Genomic DNA, 19,145 nt, shown 5'->3' with positions numbered 1-19,145 from the left:
CACCGCAAGGTGGCTTTTTTGTGTCCAGGGCAAATCACCTTAAGCTCTTTGCCTGGCGAGCGAATTAGCGGGCGCGGTAGGTGATGCGACCTTTGCTCAGGTCGTAGGGGGTGAGTTCCACTTTGACCTTATCGCCGGTGAGGATGCGAATGTAGTTTTTACGCATCTTTCCAGAGATGTGCGCAATGACCACGTGTCCGTTTTCCAGCTTTACGCGGAAAGTGGTATTTGGCAGGGTGTCGATCACCTCGCCTTCCATTTCAATATAATCGTCTTTTGCCATGCGGCAGCAACCTTCAAATAACTTGATCAGACCTTTACCCCGGAGGCAATCTTGCCTAGCCGCGGCTTGACGGGCGAGCATTTTGCACGAAAAGGCAGAATAGAGCAAAGGGCGCGTGCGTAGGAATTATAGAGATTTCAGGCTCCAGCGGTTCTCTGTGAGCATTTCAATGGGTTGGAACTGGCTTTTGTAGGCCATCTTATGGCATTTCTCTATCCAATAGCCCAAATACAGATTGGGAAGCCCTAATCTTCTGGCCCATTCAATTTGGTAGAGAATGCAGTAACTGCCCAGACTGCGCTTGTCCTCATCCGGGTCGAAGAAAGTATAGATGGCCGACAGGCCTGCAGTAAGCAGGTCGGTGACCGCCACTGCGACTAGGCGCCCACGTGCACGCAGCTCAATATAGCGAGTAGCTCCCCAGGCCGGGCTTAGGAAGCTGCGATACTGCTCGCGGCTCGGAGGGTACATTTCCCCATCGGCATGACGTTGCTCAATGTAGCGTGCATACAGCTCGTAATGCTCATCGGTGTCGATGGATTCGATATGAAAGATATCCAGGTCCTTATTGCGTTTCCAGCAGCGGCGCTGGTTGCGATCCGGTACAAAAAGGCCCACTGGTACACGGGCGGGCACACAGGCCCTGCATGTTGCGCATTGAGGTCGGTAGAGATAGGCCCCGCTGCGACGAAAGCCCAGCTCTGAGAGGCGGTTGTAAAGGCGCTGGTCTACCTCTGTCTGCGGGTCCACAAATACCGTTGTAGCCTCCCTATCTGGCAGATAGCCACATGGGTGGGGCAGGGTTGCCAAAAGCCGGACCGAGTCGAGCTGAGAATATTTACCCATAAGTCCACGAAAGTTTCCAAGGCTGCGGAAAGGCGGGTTGTATGAGGCCGTCCTCCAGCAGGTGTTCGAAGTCCCTACGACACATTTCAACGGCCCCAAGACTACTCAGGTGGGGGTTGCTTACCTGGCAGTCGATCAGTGGGCAGCCCCACAATTCTAATTGGCGAACGAGGTGGACAAAAGCGACTTTGGAAGCATCTGTCTCCCTGTGAAACATGGATTCCCCAAAAAAAATACGGCCGATTGAAAGACCGTAAAGTCCACCGACCAGCCGACCCTCACGCCATACCTCAACGGAGTGGGCATGGCCCAGATGGTGCATGTCGATATAGGCCTCGGTCATCTCATCGGTAATCCAGGTGCCATCTTCAGAACTCCTGGGGAGGCGGCAACCCTCGATTACTTGTTCGAAGGCTTGGTCAAATGTGACTGAGAATATACCTCTGCGCAGGGTCTTACGCAGACTGCGGCCAATATGGAAGTCGCTGGGTATTACTACACAGCGCGGTGAGGGGCTCCACCAGAGGATAGGCTGGTCTTCGGAAAACCATGGGAAGATACCTCGGCGATAGGCGGCCAACAACCATTCCGGGGAGAGATCTCCACCAGCTGCGAGGAGTCCATTGGGATCGTCTAAAGCAGTCTGGGTAGAAGGGAAGTCTATATGATTGTGGTCGAGCCACATCAGGCGGCTTTGGGTATTCCTTGCCACAAACTGTTTCCTGTCCTGGGGCTGAGGAGGCCCGGGTAGCCTTGAGACTACCCGGGTGAGAAGCAGTTTTGTTAGGCGTCGAGGAAACGCTCGGCGTCCAGGGCTGCCATACAGCCGGTTCCAGCGGAGGTGACCGCCTGACGGTAGATGTGATCAGACACATCGCCAGCTGCAAACACGCCGGGCACAGATGTCTGAGTGGCGTTACCCTCCAGGCCACTTTGCACGATGATATAGCCGTTATTCATTTCAAGCTGATCTTTAAAGATGTCGGTATTGGGCTTGTGGCCAATCGCGATAAATACACCGGCGGCCTCCAATTCTTTGGTGGAGTCGTCCTGGGTGCTGCGAACGCGCAGGCCGGTTACTCCGTTGTCATCACCAAGAACCTCGTCGAGGGTGTGGTGAAAGCAAAGTTTGATATTGCCGTTTTCCACCTTCTCCATCAGGCGATCCTGAAGGATTTTCTCGGCGCGAAGCTCGTCACGGCGGTGGATCAGGGTAACTTCACTGGCGATATTGGACAGGTATAGGGCCTCTTCTACTGCGGTATTACCACCGCCCACAACGGCTACTTTCTGATCGCGATAGAAGAAACCGTCACAGGTTGCACAGGCACTGACACCACGACCCTGGAAGGCTTCTTCAGACGGCAGACCCAGGTATTGAGCTGAGGCACCAGTGGCGATGACTAGGGCGTCGCAGGTATAGGTTTCATTGCCCTTCAAAGTGAATGGGCGATTGTTCAGATCTACAGACTCGATGTGATCAAAAATAATCTGGGTGTCGAAGCGCTCGGCGTGTTGTTGCATTTGCACCATCAGGTCGGGGCCCTGCAGCTCGGGGATGCCGCCGGGCCAGTTTTCAACTTCTGTAGTGGTGGTCAACTGCCCACCCTGTTGCATACCGGTAATAACAACGGGATTCAAGTTTGCGCGGGCTGCGTAGATGGCTGCTGTGTAGCCTGCAGGGCCAGAACCGAGAATAATCAGTCGATGATGGTTGTTGCTCATGAAACTCTCTTTAAACCTGTCTGTGTGCAAAGTTTACCCAGAGAACTGGGAGTCCACCTAGCCGGCCATATTTTGATCAGCCAAAGCTATTAGATTGGCCGATATAATAGGCGAAAGTGACAATTCGGCGAAATAGTTTGCCTCAATTTATGCCATTGGAAAGTGCTATTTAGATCGCTGCAGCGAGTCGACCCCGCTCTCACTATCCAGAAACGACATCAATAATTGAGAATAATTCATTGTTTTTATTGAATAAATTGCGATTTATTTGATGTGAAGTCCGCTCGGTACGACTTATAAAGTATTTGTATTTGGTCACAAGAGGGCTCGGAGGAGGTGTTTTCATCCTTTTGGTAGTTAGCCAAATTTGGGATGCATAACAACGGCCAAAGGGCGAAGCCATGAGGCAGGGCAGAAAAATAGTACCGTTGAATCTGGGCAGCAATTTGATTGGCCACCCCACATTTACCTTCAGTCTCAGTAATGAAGCACAGGTATTTGTGTCGGAAATCCTGGATGACACTTTCTCCTTGAGGCTTTCTGTCGATTTAGGGCCTGATGGTAGCCATATTGCCAGTTTGCATGGCCCTCCAGATTTAGTGGAGTTGTTCGCATCCCTGAAGCTGCAGGTCAGATGCGATATTGTGGCGGATGGGTACAATGTCCTTTCCCATGATGCTTTAGATGCCTTCGTGGCTTCACCCGAGTCGAAAGCAAAGCTACTCGAAGCGCTGGATCTCAGAGAGGGAAATAAAGTACTGGATTTAATGAGCGGCAGTGGCGCGGTCAGCCAGTTGCTGTTGGAGTATGGTGATAAAAAGTCAATGGGGCTCGCCCTCAGTATGTGCGATACCCACCATTCCCAGCTCAAGCGTATCAACTCAAAAGTGCGTGAAAGGGTTGTCGATGTTACTGTGGGTGATGCCAGGGCATTGCCCTATGAAAAGGAATCTTTTGATGCGGTAGTGCTCAAAATGGGGCTGCACGAAGTGCCCCAGTTGGACCAACCGCTGGTAATGAGGAATGTCTTTCGGGTCCTGAAGCGAGGGGGGCGTTTTATTATTTGGCAATTGCTGCCGGCCTCCGGTGTGATACAGGATGTGTTTACAGATATCGTACGAAAAACCAGCATGTTGGCTGGTTGCGAATCTCAAGCATTCAACCGCTACTTCCCCAGGCAGGACCAGATATCCTGGCTGTTTAAAAGTGCTGGGTTCAGAGGGTGTGAGGAAATATTTCAGGCTGAATTCACTTACAGCACCCGAGCAAGCCTGGGTGCCGAGCTGGGTGGAGACTCCAGCAAACTAGAAATACTGAACAACTTTGCCCGCGACAGAGTGCCCCAAGAGATAAGAGATTCGCTGTGTTGGCGGGATACTGGAGAGGATATCTCCCTTAAGATCCCGGCTTGTATATATCGCACATACAAACCAGCATAAATCAAAGATAATTAGGCCATCGAGGAAATCGCTCAAGTAGCGATTTCCGTTTGTTACAAGTACCAGAAAGCAACAACAAAGAATATTGAGGTAAGCCATTGAAGGCCGAAAGCGCAACCGGAGAAAATTCTGAAAAGAGCGGTGCATTGCCGGATTCACTCGTCGCCCGTTTGGTCCGTGAGGGAGCATTAATCTGCCTGCTGGCAGGGGCACTATTAATGGCTATCAGCCTGCTCAGTTACGATTCCCAAGATCCAGGTTGGTCCCATACCGGGCAGGTAGGAAAAATTCACAATGCCATCGGTCCTGCAGGCGCCTGGCTTGCCGATGTCTGTCTTTCGCTATTGGGTTGGATGGCCTATCTGTTTCCCCTGTTGATTGGCTTGCGTGCTTATAAAATCTTACGCGACCGCAATGCACGTTTCCATGCTCCCCTGTTTGCGCTGAGAGTCTTTGGTCTGTTCCTCCTGTTAATTAGTGGTGCCGCTTTGGCGACACTATGTTTTTCTCCCGCTGACGATCCTCTGCCTTTCACCAATGGCGGAATCATTGGAGACGCGCTATCTAGTTCTCTTCAGGGAAGTCTTGGTTATGTTGGTGGGACCATTTTATTGTTGGCGATTTTTGCCATTGGTGTGACGGTATTCACTGGCCTTTCCTGGCTCAAGTTGGCTGAGTCCATTGGTCGTAATGTGTTAGGGCTTATCGCCTGGTTGAGCAGTTACTACAAGCAATGGCGCCTGAAGCGCACAGAACAGCGCGTGGCGCGGGAAGCCATAGTCGTGCGCAAAGCCGCAGTGGAAGAAGAGAAGCAGCGCACCGCCAAGCGAATTCCCCCCAAGATTGAAGCGGCTCCAGTAAAGCCCAAGCAGAGCCCCCGTGCGGCTAAAGAAAAGCAAGGCGAATTATTCAAGGGCGGGCCTGTTACAGGAACATTGCCACCTTTAGGCTTGCTTGATCCTTCTGATCAAAATAAGAAACCGGGCTTTTCCCGGGAATCCCTCGAAGCCCTCTCGCGTTTATTGGAGCTGAAGCTTAAAGATTTTGGTGTGGTAGCCGAAGTTGTATCGGTATTGCCCGGTCCCGTGGTGACCCGCTTTGAGATCCAACCAGCGCCGGGTGTAAAGGTGAGTAAGATTTCAAACTTGGCCAAAGACCTGGCCCGATCCCTGGCGGTAATCAGTGTCCGCGTAGTGGAGGTGATCCCCGGTAAATCGGTGGTGGGTATTGAGATTCCCAATGAAAACCGACAGATGGTACGTCTTAGTGAAGTGCTGTCCGCCGATGTCTATGAGAATGCCAAATCCCCCCTGACATTGGCACTTGGACACGATATTTCCGGCCAACCGGTAGTGGCCGATCTCGCCAAGATGCCCCACCTCCTGGTTGCCGGTACCACTGGATCTGGTAAGTCTGTGGGCATCAATGTGATGTTGCTCAGCCTTTTGTACAAGTCTACTCCGGATGAGGTTCGCCTGATCTTGGTGGATCCGAAGATGTTGGAGCTATCGGTGTACGAGGGTATTCCCCACTTACTCACCCCGGTGATTACCGATATGAACGATGCGGCCAATGGTTTGCGTTGGTGTGTGGGCGAGATGGAGCGTCGTTATAAATTGATGGCGGCGATGGGAGTGCGCAATCTAGCGGGCTTTAATCGCAAGATAAAAGAGGCAGAGGAAGCTGGTGAGCCGATTTTAGATCCACTGTGGGAACCGGATCCTGCTTCCAGCGTTCCGGCTGAAGAGCAAACCGCTCCTGCACTTAAGGCGCTGCCCGCAATCGTGGTTGTTATTGATGAATTTGCCGACATGATGATGATCGTTGGCAAGAAGGTGGAGCAGCTAATTGCCCGTATCGCACAGAAAGCCCGTGCTGCGGGGATTCATTTGCTGTTAGCTACTCAACGACCCTCAGTGGATGTGATTACCGGATTGATCAAGGCCAATGTGCCTACCCGTATCGGTTTCCAGGTTTCTTCCAAGGTGGATTCCCGCACAATCCTAGACCAGGGCGGTGCCGAACAGCTGCTCGGTCACGGCGATATGCTCTACCTCCCTCCGGGCAGTGGGGTACCAGTGCGGGTTCATGGCGCCTTTGTGGACGATCATGAAGTGCATAAAGTCGTCGCGGACTGGACGCGGCGCGGAGAACCCGAATATATCGACGGCATTGTTGATGACAGCAACAACAGCATTCCAGTGCCTGGCCTGCAGTCTGAGGGCGGTGATGAAGATGACCCTGAGGCTGATGCTCTTTACGATGAAGCGGTTGCCTTTGTCACCAAATCACGCAAAGCGTCCATCTCTTCAGTTCAGCGCCAGCTTCGCATCGGCTACAATCGCGCCGCGCGAATTATCGATGCCATGGAGGCTGCCGGAGTTGTTTCACCGGCGGGGCATAATGGCAACCGTGAGGTATTGGCTCCGCCTCCAGCCTAAAAAGGAGGGGCGGCGCCATCCAAAGTTAAGCTGCGGTTCACTTCCCGCTGACTAATCTTTAGGGAAATCAACATACTGGGAATCAATGATGAAGAATATTCTGCGCAACTTCCTGCTGGTATTGACCGTTGCGAGCAGTGCAGCCTGGGCCGATGCTACAGAAGAACTCGGCAAACTCTTGCAACCGTTGTCTTCCCTTTCAGGAAACTTTAAGCAAACGCTGGTTGATGAGCGCGGTAAGGTATCGCAAAAAAGCAATGGTAGTTTTTCTGTACAGCGGCCAGGCAAGTTGCGCTGGAAAACCGGCGAGCCATACGCCCAGTTATTGGTAACGAATAATAAAACCCTTTGGCTCTATGATCCGGATCTTGAGCAAGTCACTATACGTCCGGTGGATGAGCGAATGAAAGAGACCCCAGCTTTACTACTCGGCGGTAAGGTTGAGGATATTCGTAAATCATTCGATGTGGCTTTAAAAGATGGTATTTATCAGCTGACGCCAAAAAATCCAAAGGCGCCGTTCAAGTCTATGGAAATCCGCTTTGCTAAAGATGGTCTGCCGTCTGCTATGAAAGTGCGCGACAGTATGGGGCAGACCACGGAGATTGTTTTCAACAATATGAAAGCAAACCCGAAACTTTCCGAGTCCATCTTTAATTTCAAACCGCCCGCTGGTACAGACATAATCAAAGATGAGTGACCTGTTTCAAGCCCCGCAAAGGCATCAGCCGCTGGCCGCAAGAATGCGGCCTAATTCTCTGGCCCACTATGTGGGCCAATCGCATTTATTGGGAAAGGGAAAGCCGTTGCGGGAAGCGGTTGAGCGCGGCCAGCTGCACTCAATGATCCTGTGGGGACCACCAGGAGTCGGCAAAACCACATTTGCCCGGCTGTTAGCCGAGGAGTGTGATGCGCGCTTTGCTACTCTCTCAGCGGTGTTGGCGGGGGTGAAGGATATTCGGCAGGCTGTGGCAGAGGCCGAGCAACAGCGACTGCAGTCAGGCCGCAATACCATTCTTTTTGTCGACGAAGTACATCGTTTTAATAAGGCGCAGCAGGATGCCTTCTTGCCTTATGTAGAAGAGGGCACGGTGACTTTTGTTGGCGCTACTACCGAAAACCCGGCTTTTGAGCTGAATAACGCCCTCCTATCTCGCTGCCGTGTGTATCTACTGCGCAGTATTCCCGAAGAAGATCTTATCGGGCTGCTTGGGTATGCTCAGCAGGCGGATGATCAACTGCGCGAGCGGAATGTTCATATTCCAGAAGAGGTCTTGGGTAAGATTGCCCGTGCGGCCGATGGGGATGCACGCAGTGCATTAAACCTGCTTGAAGTCGCCTGCGATTTGGCCAGGGAAGAGGGCGGTAGGTTGCTAGTCGATGAGGATGTGCTCAGTGAAGTGCTCAGCGCCGACGTGCGTCGATTTGACAAGGGCGGTGATTATTTTTATGACCAAATTTCCGCCATGCATAAATCGGTACGGGGTTCAGACCCCGATGCCGCGCTTTATTGGTTTGTGCGCATGCTCGATGGTGGTTGTGATCCCTTATATGTTGCCCGCCGGGTAGTGCGAATGGCCAGTGAAGATATTGGCAATGCCGACCCGCGAGCATTGCAACTGGCTCTTAATGCCTGGGATGTACAGGAGCGTCTCGGTAGTCCCGAAGGAGAGCTGGCCATTGCGCAGGCAATTACCTATCTTGCTGTCGCGGCGAAAAGTAACGCAGTTTATAGCGCTTATAAGCGTGCAGTGGCGGATGTGCGTCGTGATCCCAGCTACGAGGTGCCGGTGCATCTGCGCAATGCCCCCACGAAGTTGGCGAAAAGTTTGTCGCATGGGGCCGAGTACCGCTATGCCCACGATGAGCCAGATGCTTTCGCAGCCGGGGAAAACTACTTCCCCGAAGAAATTGCGGACAGAGAGTATTACCAGCCGGTTCCCCGTGGGCTGGAGTTAAAAATTTCCGAAAAGTTGCAGGTGTTGCGACGGCTTAACAGTGAGAGTGACCAGCAACGCTATAAGAAGAAACCGTAAGGATTTAAGGTAAAAGACCATGCAGTGGCTGGCCATCGCCATAGGTGGTGCCTTGGGGGCAATACTTCGTCACCAGATAAGTGTCTGGACCTATTCGGTATTCAGTGGGAAATTCCCGCTGGGTACATTGATCGTGAATGTGCTTGGATCATTTTTGATTGGCATCGCCTACATTTTGATCACCCATAGAGCAATGCTCGGAGAGGAGTGGCGCCTGTTAATCATGACAGGAATGTTCGGTGCACTGACCACCTTTTCCACTTTCTCCCTAGAAAGCTTGATACTGTGGCACAATGGCCAACCTTTGATGGCTCTTGGCTATATTGTCGGCAGTCTCATTTGCTGCCTGGCGGCCACAGGAGCCGCAGTCGCTCTAGCGACGCGTTATTTTTAACCAATATTTATTTTAATTTTGTTGTAGGAGCCTGGTTACAGGCGAACTGGAAACGATGCTCGATCCCAAACTGATTCGCACGGATATGGACCAAGTGGCCGCGGCCCTGAAAAAGCGCGGTGTGGAACTGGATACTGCCAAACTGGAAGCCCTCGAGGAGCGCCGTAAAGAGCTGCAGGTGCGCACCGAGAGTTTGCAAAACGAGCGCAACAGCAAGTCGAAAAATATCGGGCGAGCTAAGGCCGCCGGAGAAGATATTGCTCCGCTGCTCAAAGAAGTCGAGTCCCTCGGGGGCGAGTTACAAAATGCCAAGCTGGCGCTGTCTGAGTTGCAAGAAGAGTTGGATGCGATTCTGTCCGCAATTCCCAACCTACCGGATGCTTCGGTGCCCGAAGGCGAGAGCGAAGATGACAATGTGGAAGTACGTCGCTGGGGTCAGCCCCGTAGCTTCGACTTTGAGATCAAAGATCATGTAGATCTCGGCTCCCAGCTCGGCGGTCTCGATTTTGAGATGGCGGTAAAACTTACCGGATCGCGCTTTGCTGTGATGTCCGGTGAAGTAGCGCGTTTACACCGTGCTCTCGCCCAATTCATGCTTGATACGCACATTGAGGAGCATGGTTATAAAGAAACTAACGTACCGGTGATCGTCAATGGTGACTCCCTGTATGGAACCTCGCAGCTGCCGAAGTTCGAGGAGGATTTGTTTAAGCTGACCGATGAGCGTGGCTTCTATCTGATTCCGACAGCAGAAGTGCCTCTTACTAATATGTATCGCGATCATATTGTCGAGGATAGCAACTCTCTGCCACACAAACTGGTCGCGCACACAACCTGCTTCCGCTCTGAGGCCGGTTCACACGGTCGCGATACCCGCGGCATGATTCGCCAGCACCAGTTTGAAAAAGTAGAACTGGTGTGGGCGGCGCGCCCGGACCAGTCCGAGGAAGCGCTGGAGACCCTTACCAAAAATGCTGAGGCGATCCTGCAAAAGCTGAACCTGCCTTACCGCACTGTAGTGTTGTGTGGTGGTGATATTGGCTTCGCTGCGCGCAAGACTTACGATATCGAAGTCTGGCTTCCCTCTCAGGACAAGTACCGCGAAATCTCTTCCTGCTCTCTGGTGGGTGACTTCCAGGCTCGCCGTATGAAGGCGCGTTGGCGCAACCCGGAAACCGGCAAACCGGAATTGTTACACACACTGAATGGCTCCGGTTTGGCAGTAGGGCGCACCTTGATTGCAGTGTTGGAAAACTACCAACGTGAGGATGGCAGTATCGAGGTACCTGAAGTGCTGCGCCCCTATATGCGTGGTCAGGAAGTAATCTCCGCTGCCTGAGCGCAGTGACTTAAAAGGGCGAACGTTATGTTCGCCTTTTTTCTTTCCTGGGTAAAATACTACCCGACTGCTTGTTTGATGGATTAATCAGTGCGTTATCTTCCTCTTGCATTCGATGTAAAAAATCGCCCCAGCTTAATCGTTGGCGGAGGCTCCATTGCCACACGAAAGGCCCGGTTGCTGCAAAAGGCGGGGGCTCGGATTCTGGTGGTATCCCCGGATATCACGGAAGAATTACACCGGATTGTGGTTGACTCTGATGGAGAGTGGCATCGGGTAACTTATTCTGTTGAGCTTTTGGATCTGGCCGATTTGGTGATCGCGGCAACGAGCAGTTCTGAGGTCAATGGCTGTGTATCCAGAGATGCGCAGAGGCGCCGCTTGCCGGTAAATGCAGTGGATGCCCCGGAATTGTGCACTTTTACTTTCCCTGCAATTGTCGAACGTGGCGATCTATCCATCGGGATCAGTAGTGGTGGTGTGGCACCAGTTCTCGCCCGCCGCATTCGCGCCCAGCTTGAGGCATTGCTTTCCCCTGGGCTCGCATCACTGGTTGATTTCGCTTCGCGTATGCGCTTACAGGTGAAGCAGGCATTGCCGGAGGCGCGGCGTAAGAATTTTTGGGAATGGGTCTTTGCTGGGCCTGTTGCCCGTCGGGTGGAAGCGGGCCAGCTGGCAGATGCAGAGAGGGAATTCTTGGGCGCGTTGCAAGATTGGCAGGGGAGCCCCAACCCACTTGGAGAGGTGTATTTGGTTGGGGGTGGCCCCGGAGATCCAGATTTATTAACTTTCCGCGCGTTGCGACTAATGCAGCAAGCGGATGTGGTGCTGTACGACCGCCTGGTTTCTCCAGAAGTTATGGACTTGGTCCGAAGAGATGCCGAGCGTATTTATGTCGGCAAAAAAAAGGCATTTCATGCCGTACCCCAGGATGATATCAACCAGTTACTGGTTGATCTGGCTAGGCAGGGAAAGAAAGTTCTGCGCCTGAAAGGTGGTGATCCCTTTATTTTTGGGCGTGGTGGAGAGGAGATCGACAAACTGGCTGACGCCTCAATTCCTTTTCAGGTGGTACCGGGAATAACCGCTGCAGCGGGATGTGCCAGCTATGCGGGGATTCCGCTGACTCATCGAGATCATGCGCAGTCGGTACGTTTTATTACGGGCCATTTAAAAGAAGGTAGTCTCGACCTGCCGTGGAAAGAGCTGGCTTCCGGTAGCCAAACCCTGGTTTTTTATATGGGATTAACGGGCCTGCAAACAATATGTACAGAGCTGGTTCAGCATGGCCTACCGACAGCCACGCCGGCGGCGCTGATTGAAAAAGGCACTACCAAGGCACAAAGGGTGATCATCGGTGATCTCAATACCCTTCCCGCTCTTGCCCAAGAAAAGGCTGTACGGGCGCCTACGCTCACCATTATTGGTGGTGTGGTGGGGTTGCATAAAAAACTCAGCTGGTACCAATCCAGCGAGCGCTAAATGGGCTCTGGCAGGCTAATTACTATTGTGCAGGCCTGAAACTACCTAGGTAAGACCTATACTGAGAAGGTCTTTCCGTCAGGTATTTGTGTCATGCTGCTGACGATAATTTGCTTTCATTGCACTAATTTTGTGCGATTCTTTCTTCCGCAACAGTCCGAGTTTCCACAAATTGGCCTATTAAGTCACGACTCCCGCCGCTATAGATATCAATACCGCCAAAAGAAGGCGTTGGTACGCTGGCTATGGATAGGGGTTTCTCTGGTAATGTTGTGCTTTCCACTTTTACCTTTAGTGGTTGGCCTAGCTTTTTTTACCACCTTCCTGTCATTCGCTATTCTGGATGAGACTGCCTGATATCTGTTTCCAATGGTTAATCTAAAAATCCTGTCATGAGCATTAGCGGCACAGGCTTGTGCCGCAGCGAGTGTGGGTGGGGATAGGCCTGAATAACTTTTTTATCAGTATTCTCAGTAAAGTTACGGCAGTTATTGCAGTCTGAGCTGATAGCGGTTCTCTCCCTCAATAAAAGGGGAGGGGTTTCCCTCGACCCAATCTTCATGGCCTTTGTCAAAAAACGGGGATAACGGGTGACTGCTTTGCCCTGTAGCCATATGAAAAATACCCTGCTCTTCGCGCCCAGGGGAGATAACCATTCGCTCGGAGGCACCATGGGTTGGTGATTGGAAGCGGGGCATGTGGGTGTCCCCTGCCAATTGGTCTCTGGGCATGGCGGTAAACCAATCTATGGCCGAGACTGCTCTTGCCAACGGGTGTCGAATGGAAGCCGTGTTTTGTTCACCCCAGGTTTGCTCTAATAGCGGGAGCCCGCCCGTCGACATCTTATCCAGTACTTGGTTAAGAGCAGATAGCTTCAGGGCTGTCCAGGATTCAAAGTCGGGGTTAAGTAAATGTTGAGGTTCTTCTTGAGCAAGAGTCCAGATCGGATACTCAAATTGGCGTTTTAATTGACCGAAGGAAAAGTTCGGTTGGGTTTTTCGCATAAATGTAAGAATAGGGGCGGTACTCAGCTCCATAAACTTTAAGCGATAGTTGCGCACAATTCGGTACCCAGCCGAGTCAGCGCTGGCGCGTCCGCCCCAGTTTCGAACGAGTTTGTAGGCTTCGTCATAGCCTTCCCGGTCATGTAGAAGTTCTGAGAGGTGTTGCTGCCACCGCTGAAGAAAAATAGCGCGATCATCCAGCTGTATATCTAATAGTGCTTGTTCATCAAATTGTTGGCGGGCAAGTAGGCTGTCGCGAATCTGCTGCTGGCGGGCACCGAGAGCATAGCCATGGTCGCCCATGATCTTAAGCCAGTCGCCGCTCAGGGTGCGGGCATTTGCGCTCCAAAGGCGGTGGTTGTCTGGGTTGTAAATTCGTGGCTGTTCCGCCACAGTAAGGTAGCCGTCCCAATATGTTGTGCCCTCAGCCCAACTTACTGAACGGCTGCCATCAAAGCCTATACGCTTGGGAATGGGCCCAGCGATTGTCCAGCCAATATTGCCTTCTTTATCGCCTACAACAAAATTTTGGTGGGGGATGCCGATGTCCGGGCCCAGCTCTAATGCCTCGCTGGCGGAGGTAATAGATTCCATCCGCAGCAAGTTCATATTGCCACCGGAAATATCGTGGGCAACCCAGCGATAGGCGAGGGGGGTTCCCCGGTGGTCTTTACCGATAACAGGTCCCCAGATGGTTTTTTGTATCATTACCGTTTCATCTTCGGCACCTTTTACTTTTATGGTTTCTTGCTCGATGGTGAGGTCCCGCCAGCCGTCTGGAGTCAGATACTGGGTGGCACCAGGGTTCATTTCCAAAGGAATAAGATCACCCCAATCGGCTCCTGTATTGGTAAAGCCCCAGGCAACTGCGCCATTGCTACCTGCTACCACAATTGGGCCCCCGGGCAGGGTCACACCGCGGATACTTCTTTCAGTTCCTGGAATATTCCAGCCGGCGCGAAACCAGATATTGGGTACAGCCAGTCCCAGGTGCATGTCGTTCGCGAGTATGGCACCACCATGTTCTGTTAAAGCCCCCCCAACAACCCAATTGTTACTACCGTAAACTTTGTCATCACTCTGCATGGCTTGATAGGTAATGGGATCGCTTGTATCCAGTAATGAAGAGATAGGTGTTTCTGGAATATTATCGAGAGATTCCGCTTCGCCAATTAGAGGGGCATCCCAAATACCTCCGGCGGGAAAGAAGAAAGCATAGAGATCTTGGGGTAACAGATCTGCTAAGGCGGTATCGCGCCGCTCAAACTTGCCCTCTTCACTTTGCAATGTTAAGTACATGCTAAAGGTTGCCAGCAGGCTGTCTGCTGCGTTCCATGGCCTGGGCTCTTGCCCCAGAAGCAAATACTCCCAGGGTTTAGCGTTCAGATACTGCAGGCCAAAATTTACCCCTTGAACATAGTGGTTGAGAAGTTGGCGCTGGTCTTCAGGCATAGCCGCAATATTCCTCTCTGCCCGCTTGCGAAACTGGTGTCTACGGACCTTTTTATCTTTCTTTAGTGCGGCGGCTCCTACCAATTCAGACAGCTCACCGGCGGAGCTTCGGCGCAACAGGTCCATCTGGAAAAAGCGCTCCTGGGCATGTAAAAAGCCCAGGGCAAAAGCGCTGCTATTGCGGTCATCGGATTGAATGATTACTACACCCTGCTTATCCCGGTGAATTAATGCGGGTTCTAGTAGTTGCCCTGTGACAATACTTCCTTCGAGTGATGGCAGGCTTTGTCGCCACCAACCCCAGACTGCGAGAAGAGCAATTGCGATGAGTGCCGAAATTACAACGAGTAAGGGCAATACACGACTTTTTAAATAAGACGAACGCACCATAGTTTTTCCCGTATAGCGGTTAATGAAATGGACGTTGGTAAAATCAGACTCTATAGAATCCGTAAATATATAAGTTACTAGAGAACACACCTTAGTAACTTTTCGTGACGATAATAGATAGCTATTTTCGCCGATTAACCTGTCTTTTCGCGCAATCCTTCACAAAACTGACCAGTCATAAGAAAAAGGTCATGTCGGGGTTTTAAATCCAAAAAGGCGACCGTAAGATGGCGTGGAATAACAAAAATAAAAAACCAATACATCACGCTGTATAACAATAAATGCGAGGACGCGATGATGCACGATGTTGGTAGCACCGTAAAAAACCGTCAATTTAACCTCTCTATCCTCTCCGGCGCTATTGCCTTCTTTACAGCTGTGAGCGCTAATGTTCAAGCTGCAGAAATTGAAGAAGTTGTAGTTACGGCACAAAAGCGAGCGGAAAACCTGCAGGAAGTACCGATCGCGATTTCCGCATTTACCGGGGAAAATATAAAAGAGTCGGGTGTCAAAAATCTCACGGATCTAGGCCGGTATACACCTGGTGTCGAGATGCACAATGATACCGCTTTGCAGCCAACATACAGTATCCGCGGTATTCAAACCAACGATTGGACCGTGGGATCCGATCCGGCCGTTGCTGTTTATGTGGACGGTGTCTACACCGGTCGCGGTGCGGGCGCCGAAATTCCCCTGACGGATATAGAAAGAGTGGAGGTTCTGAAAGGCCCACAAGGTACGCTTTTTGGGCGTAATGCTACGGGTGGGGCCATTCATATTATTACCACCAAGCCCCAGGCAGATAATACCGTCGAGCTAAATCTCACCGCTGGTAATTATGGCCGCCAGTCCTCCGATCTGCTTCTCAATCGCCAGCTAACCGATACGCTTTCCGCTCGTTTCTCCGCATCCACTAACCGCCGAGACCCCTTTGCGGATAATTTGGCGGGTGGTTTTTCAGTAGGTGATCAGGATACCCAGACCTACCGCGCATCTGTTCTGTGGGAGCCTGCGGAAGATATTGAGGTGCTATGGCGGGCAGACTATGGCGTAATGGATCAGGGTAGTGCGTTGCGCACAACTATTGTGCCCAGCCTAAAAGAGGGAACCGATGTATTCGGGGACTACGCTCTGGATACACCAACCATTGAAGATCGAGATTCTTTCGGCACTTCCCTGACCGTTAGCAAAGAGTTCGATAACTTTACCCTTACCTCGATCACGGCTTATCGAAAGTTTGATGCGCACCTGCAGCAGGACGAGGATGGCACAGCCAATCCTGACCATATGTTTGGGTCTGCGAATACAGATGACCAAAGCCAGTTCTCGCAGGAATTCCGCCTCAACGGTGCTACCGACTCGATTAAATGGACTCTGGGAGCCTCATACTCCCAAGAGGAGCTGGACCACACAACTTACGCTTATTTCACTACCGGTTCTGTTGAATCTTTTGCCGTTTACGAAGGTATCAAAGAGAGTTTTCCAGAATTGACCCAAACAGAGCAGGAAGACCTGGCGGTTATGAATCGGCAGTTATTGCAGTCGATGGGGCTGGAAGGCGTTGCCAGTGCGACTTTTGTCTATGACTTGATGTTGCAAAGTGGCCAGGTGGATGCGTTACTTCATGCGCTAGGCGCGCCGGTAAGTGGCAGTATGCTCAGGGCGGATCAGGTTGTAGAGCAGATGATGGCAGGCTTCCAGCCCTGGATAGCTTCTGATGCCCCTTGGAATGAGAGTGTGCGCAATACTGGTGATTACCGCTCTACAGCGCTCTATGGTGATATGACCTGGAGTATCACCGACAAAATGGATCTGACGGTCGGTGCCCGCTACACCTACGATAAGAAAGATTTCACTATTCAAACCGCCTATGGCAACAGTATCCCGCTGTCATTGTCTGGCGGAGACGTGGATCTCCTAGATGAAAATGGCAATAAAGTCGGCAGCATCACACTGCCAACAGTTGACCTGGGCTCACAGCTTTTTGGCATCGCCTTTTATAACAATGGTCAAACAGAGTTAAATTCCAAGCTGAGTGATAGCTGGAGTGATATTTCCGGCCGCATCGTGCTCGACTATCGCTGGACTGATGAGATGATGACCTTTATCTCCTTGGCGGATGGTTTTAAGGCCGGCGGATTTAACAGCCTTAACTTTGGTCCAGGTGTGGAATCCTCATTTGATCAGGAAGATGTCGTCAATTTGGAAGTGGGGCTTAAGAGTAGCCTGTTTGATAACCGCGTGCGTCTAAATGCGTCTGTATACACCTATGAGTATAAAAACCTTCAGGAGTTGGATCTGGTCGGATACCCAATCCCCAGCTACAACCTGAGAAATGCTGACGCTGAGGGGACCGGTGCCGAGATAGAAGTGCAGTGGGCCGCTACCGATAGTCTATTCATTGCCGGTAATTATTCATACTTGGACACGGAATTCACAGACTATCAAATTATTACGGTTATTGGTGAAACCGAGGAAGACTCCAAGGTTGGTCAGGCCAGGGTTTCCACTCCCGAAAGTAAGCTCAACCTGATGGCTGAGTACACAGTGGATTTAGCTTCAGGTGGAGAGTTTGTATTCCGTGGAGATTATAACTGGACGGATGAGCGCATCGGCTCCATCACCGATAGAACCCGCATCGTGGATGATTATCAGTTATTTAATCTGCGTGCTGCTTGGAATAGCGCATCGGATAACTATTCAGTAGCCCTTTGGGTGCAGAATTTAACCGATGAGGAAATCGCTGGGGGTTATGGTGGCACTGGTGCTGCGATCGGGGCGAGCCCGGCATGGCGTTTTATGCCGAGAATGTATGGCGCAGATTTTACTGCACGATTTTAATTCATTATTCATGTCAGCATGACGAGAGTGTGGGCCGGTTATCCGGCCCTTTTTTTTGCATGAGTTTTTCTTAATTGAATAAAGTGGCGTGGATTAGATCGTGTAGTTCTGCAAGCTCTTAGGAATACGCCTAAAACTGCGTATGATGATTTCAATAGAACTGAATTCTATCGTAGTTGATAATTGATATGACAATATTTGCAGGTGAAGTATCTCTGGAAGAGTTACAGCAGCGGGTTCTTTTAGCTTATCAAAGGGTGCGGGGGGAGACAGAGTGTCTTGCTGCACCTTTATCTGTCGAGGATATGCAGCTGCAGTCGATGCCGGATGCGAGCCCAACCAAGTGGCACCTGGCGCACACCAGCTGGTTTTTTGAAACATTCTTACTCGCTCCTTACCTCCCCAATTACCAGCTCTTTGACCCGCATTTTCACCATCTTTTTAATTCCTACTACAACAGTTTGGGTACCCCATACTCCAGACCGCAAAGGGGGGTAATCTCCAGGCCTGGAATTGAGCGCATCTACGCCTATCGCCAGTCTGTAGATACGGCAATAGAACAGCTGTTAGATATAGCCCCCATTACTTCAACCATTAGTGCTTTGCTGGATCTTGGCCTCAATCATGAGCAGCAACACCAGGAATTACTGCTGACTGATATCAAGCATGCTCTATCGATGAATCCAATGGCACCTGCTTATAGTGATAATACTCACGAAGAAGAAGCTGAGAGTGTTGCTGCCCTTTGCTGGCTGGAAATACCCGGCGGATTCTATGGTATCGGTAGTGATGGGGAGGATTTCTTTTTTGATAATGAAGGGCCTGTACACCAACAGTTTCTGCCTGACTTTTCAATTGCTTCACGTTTAGTCAGTAACGCTGAATATCTGGAGTTTATTGAGGATGGAGGCTATCAACAGCATCGCCTGTGGTTGTCGGATGGTTGGTCACAGGTGCAAAAGAACGCTCAGAAACATCCTTTGTACTGGCGTGAAACGAAAGACGGTTGGCAGCAATATACGTTACATGGGTTACAACCGTTGAATGGTTTTGAACCTGTGTATCACCTTTCGTTTTATGAGGCGGATGCCTTTGCCACCTGGGCCGGCAAAAGACTGCCAACAGAATTTGAGTGGGAGGCAGCGGCTTGTCACTTGCGACAAGTAAATCAGCTTGCCAGTGCCAACTTGTTGGAAAAACGTTATCTGAAGCCCTTGGCGGCTCAAAATGGCCATACCCAGTTCTTGGGGGACCTTTGGGAATGGACTTCTAGTGCTTATTTGCCATACCACGGTTTCAAGGCCCACAAGGATGCAGTTGGCGAGTACAACGGCAAATTCATGTGTAACCAGAAGGTCTTGCGCGGAGGATCCTTCGCAACCCCATCTGATCATATCAGAATCAGTTACAGGAATTTCTTTTATCCACATCAAGCGTGGCAATTTACCGGTGTCCGATTGGCAGGAGACTAAA

Annotated in this window: 14 protein-coding genes; 9 read left to right on the top strand and 5 right to left on the bottom strand. The window is 51.2% G+C overall.

From position 1 onward, the window contains the following. Nucleotides 1-64: 64 nt before the first annotated feature. The 4 genes from infA to trxB form a co-directional block, all read right to left on the bottom strand. Nucleotides 65-283 (bottom strand): translation initiation factor IF-1, encoded by a 219-nt coding sequence (infA, locus tag ACJJH9_RS10345; RefSeq protein ID WP_010130378.1) that lies wholly within the window; start codon nucleotides 281-283, stop codon nucleotides 65-67. Nucleotides 284-409: 126 nt separating this feature from the next. Continuing rightward, nucleotides 410-1,129, bottom strand: coding sequence for an arginyltransferase (locus tag ACJJH9_RS10340; protein ID WP_252081787.1), 720 nt, complete (start codon nucleotides 1,127-1,129; stop codon nucleotides 410-412). Further along, nucleotides 1,122-1,841, bottom strand: a complete 720-nt coding sequence (aat, locus tag ACJJH9_RS10335) for a leucyl/phenylalanyl-tRNA--protein transferase (RefSeq protein WP_444904898.1) — start codon at nucleotides 1,839-1,841, stop codon at nucleotides 1,122-1,124. The genes ACJJH9_RS10340 and aat overlap by 8 nt, the downstream gene beginning before the upstream one ends. A gap of 71 nt (nucleotides 1,842-1,912) precedes the next feature. Beyond that, the gene (gene trxB, locus ACJJH9_RS10330) at nucleotides 1,913-2,854 is read right to left on the bottom strand and encodes a thioredoxin-disulfide reductase (RefSeq protein WP_252081785.1); all 942 of its coding nucleotides are present in this window, start codon (nucleotides 2,852-2,854) and stop codon (nucleotides 1,913-1,915) included. A gap of 401 nt (nucleotides 2,855-3,255) precedes the next feature. On the opposite strand from trxB, the gene ACJJH9_RS10325 reads away from it, so the two are divergent. The 7 genes from ACJJH9_RS10325 to cysG all read left to right on the top strand — a co-directional run bounded on the left by ACJJH9_RS10325 (nucleotide 3,256) and on the right by cysG (nucleotide 11,985). Next, nucleotides 3,256-4,293 carry a class I SAM-dependent methyltransferase gene (locus tag ACJJH9_RS10325; RefSeq protein ID WP_444884724.1) on the top strand — a complete coding sequence of 346 codons (1,038 nt, stop codon included), beginning with the start codon at nucleotides 3,256-3,258 and terminating at the stop codon, nucleotides 4,291-4,293. A gap of 98 nt (nucleotides 4,294-4,391) precedes the next feature. Next, a complete protein-coding gene (locus tag ACJJH9_RS10320) occupies nucleotides 4,392-6,734 on the top strand; it encodes a DNA translocase FtsK (RefSeq protein ID WP_435583613.1) in 2,343 nt (780 codons plus the stop codon). Nucleotides 6,735-6,822: 88 nt separating this feature from the next. Beyond that, entirely contained in the window at nucleotides 6,823-7,434 is a 612-nt protein-coding gene (gene lolA, locus ACJJH9_RS10315) for an outer membrane lipoprotein periplasmic chaperone LolA (RefSeq protein WP_444925180.1), read from the top strand. After that, complete coding sequence (locus ACJJH9_RS10310; RefSeq protein WP_444925179.1) at nucleotides 7,427-8,770, top strand: replication-associated recombination protein A; 1,344 nt, start codon at nucleotides 7,427-7,429, stop codon at nucleotides 8,768-8,770. Before lolA ends, ACJJH9_RS10310 begins: the two co-directional genes overlap by 8 nt. 19 nt (nucleotides 8,771-8,789) lie before the next feature. Next, nucleotides 8,790-9,164: a fluoride efflux transporter CrcB gene (gene crcB, locus ACJJH9_RS10305; RefSeq protein ID WP_444925178.1), complete on the top strand. Its 375-nt coding sequence runs from the start codon at nucleotides 8,790-8,792 to the stop codon at nucleotides 9,162-9,164. A 55-nt stretch (nucleotides 9,165-9,219) separates the two neighbouring features. Then, complete coding sequence (gene serS / locus ACJJH9_RS10300) at nucleotides 9,220-10,503, top strand: serine--tRNA ligase (RefSeq protein ID WP_444925177.1); 1,284 nt, start codon at nucleotides 9,220-9,222, stop codon at nucleotides 10,501-10,503. Between the two features lie 90 nt (nucleotides 10,504-10,593). Beyond that, a complete protein-coding gene (cysG, locus tag ACJJH9_RS10295) occupies nucleotides 10,594-11,985 on the top strand; it encodes a siroheme synthase CysG (RefSeq protein ID WP_444925176.1) in 1,392 nt (463 codons plus the stop codon). Between the two features lie 488 nt (nucleotides 11,986-12,473). On the opposite strand, the gene ACJJH9_RS10290 is transcribed toward cysG, so the two are convergent. Next, nucleotides 12,474-14,831, bottom strand: a complete 2,358-nt coding sequence (locus ACJJH9_RS10290) for a penicillin acylase family protein (RefSeq protein ID WP_444925175.1) — start codon at nucleotides 14,829-14,831, stop codon at nucleotides 12,474-12,476. A 294-nt stretch (nucleotides 14,832-15,125) separates the two neighbouring features. Here ACJJH9_RS10290 and ACJJH9_RS10285 point away from each other — a divergent pair, with 294 nt between their 5' ends. Next, nucleotides 15,126-17,672, top strand: coding sequence for a TonB-dependent receptor (locus ACJJH9_RS10285; RefSeq protein WP_444884732.1), 2,547 nt, complete (start codon nucleotides 15,126-15,128; stop codon nucleotides 17,670-17,672). A 188-nt stretch (nucleotides 17,673-17,860) separates the two neighbouring features. Next, nucleotides 17,861-19,144, top strand: coding sequence for an ergothioneine biosynthesis protein EgtB (gene egtB / locus ACJJH9_RS10280; RefSeq protein WP_444925174.1), 1,284 nt, complete (start codon nucleotides 17,861-17,863; stop codon nucleotides 19,142-19,144). The last annotated feature ends 1 nt before the right edge of the window (nucleotide 19,145 follow it).

This window comes from Microbulbifer mixtoriginis (SeqCode) (assembly GCF_052466715.1).
This window is presented reverse-complemented; position numbering and strand designations above follow the sequence as displayed.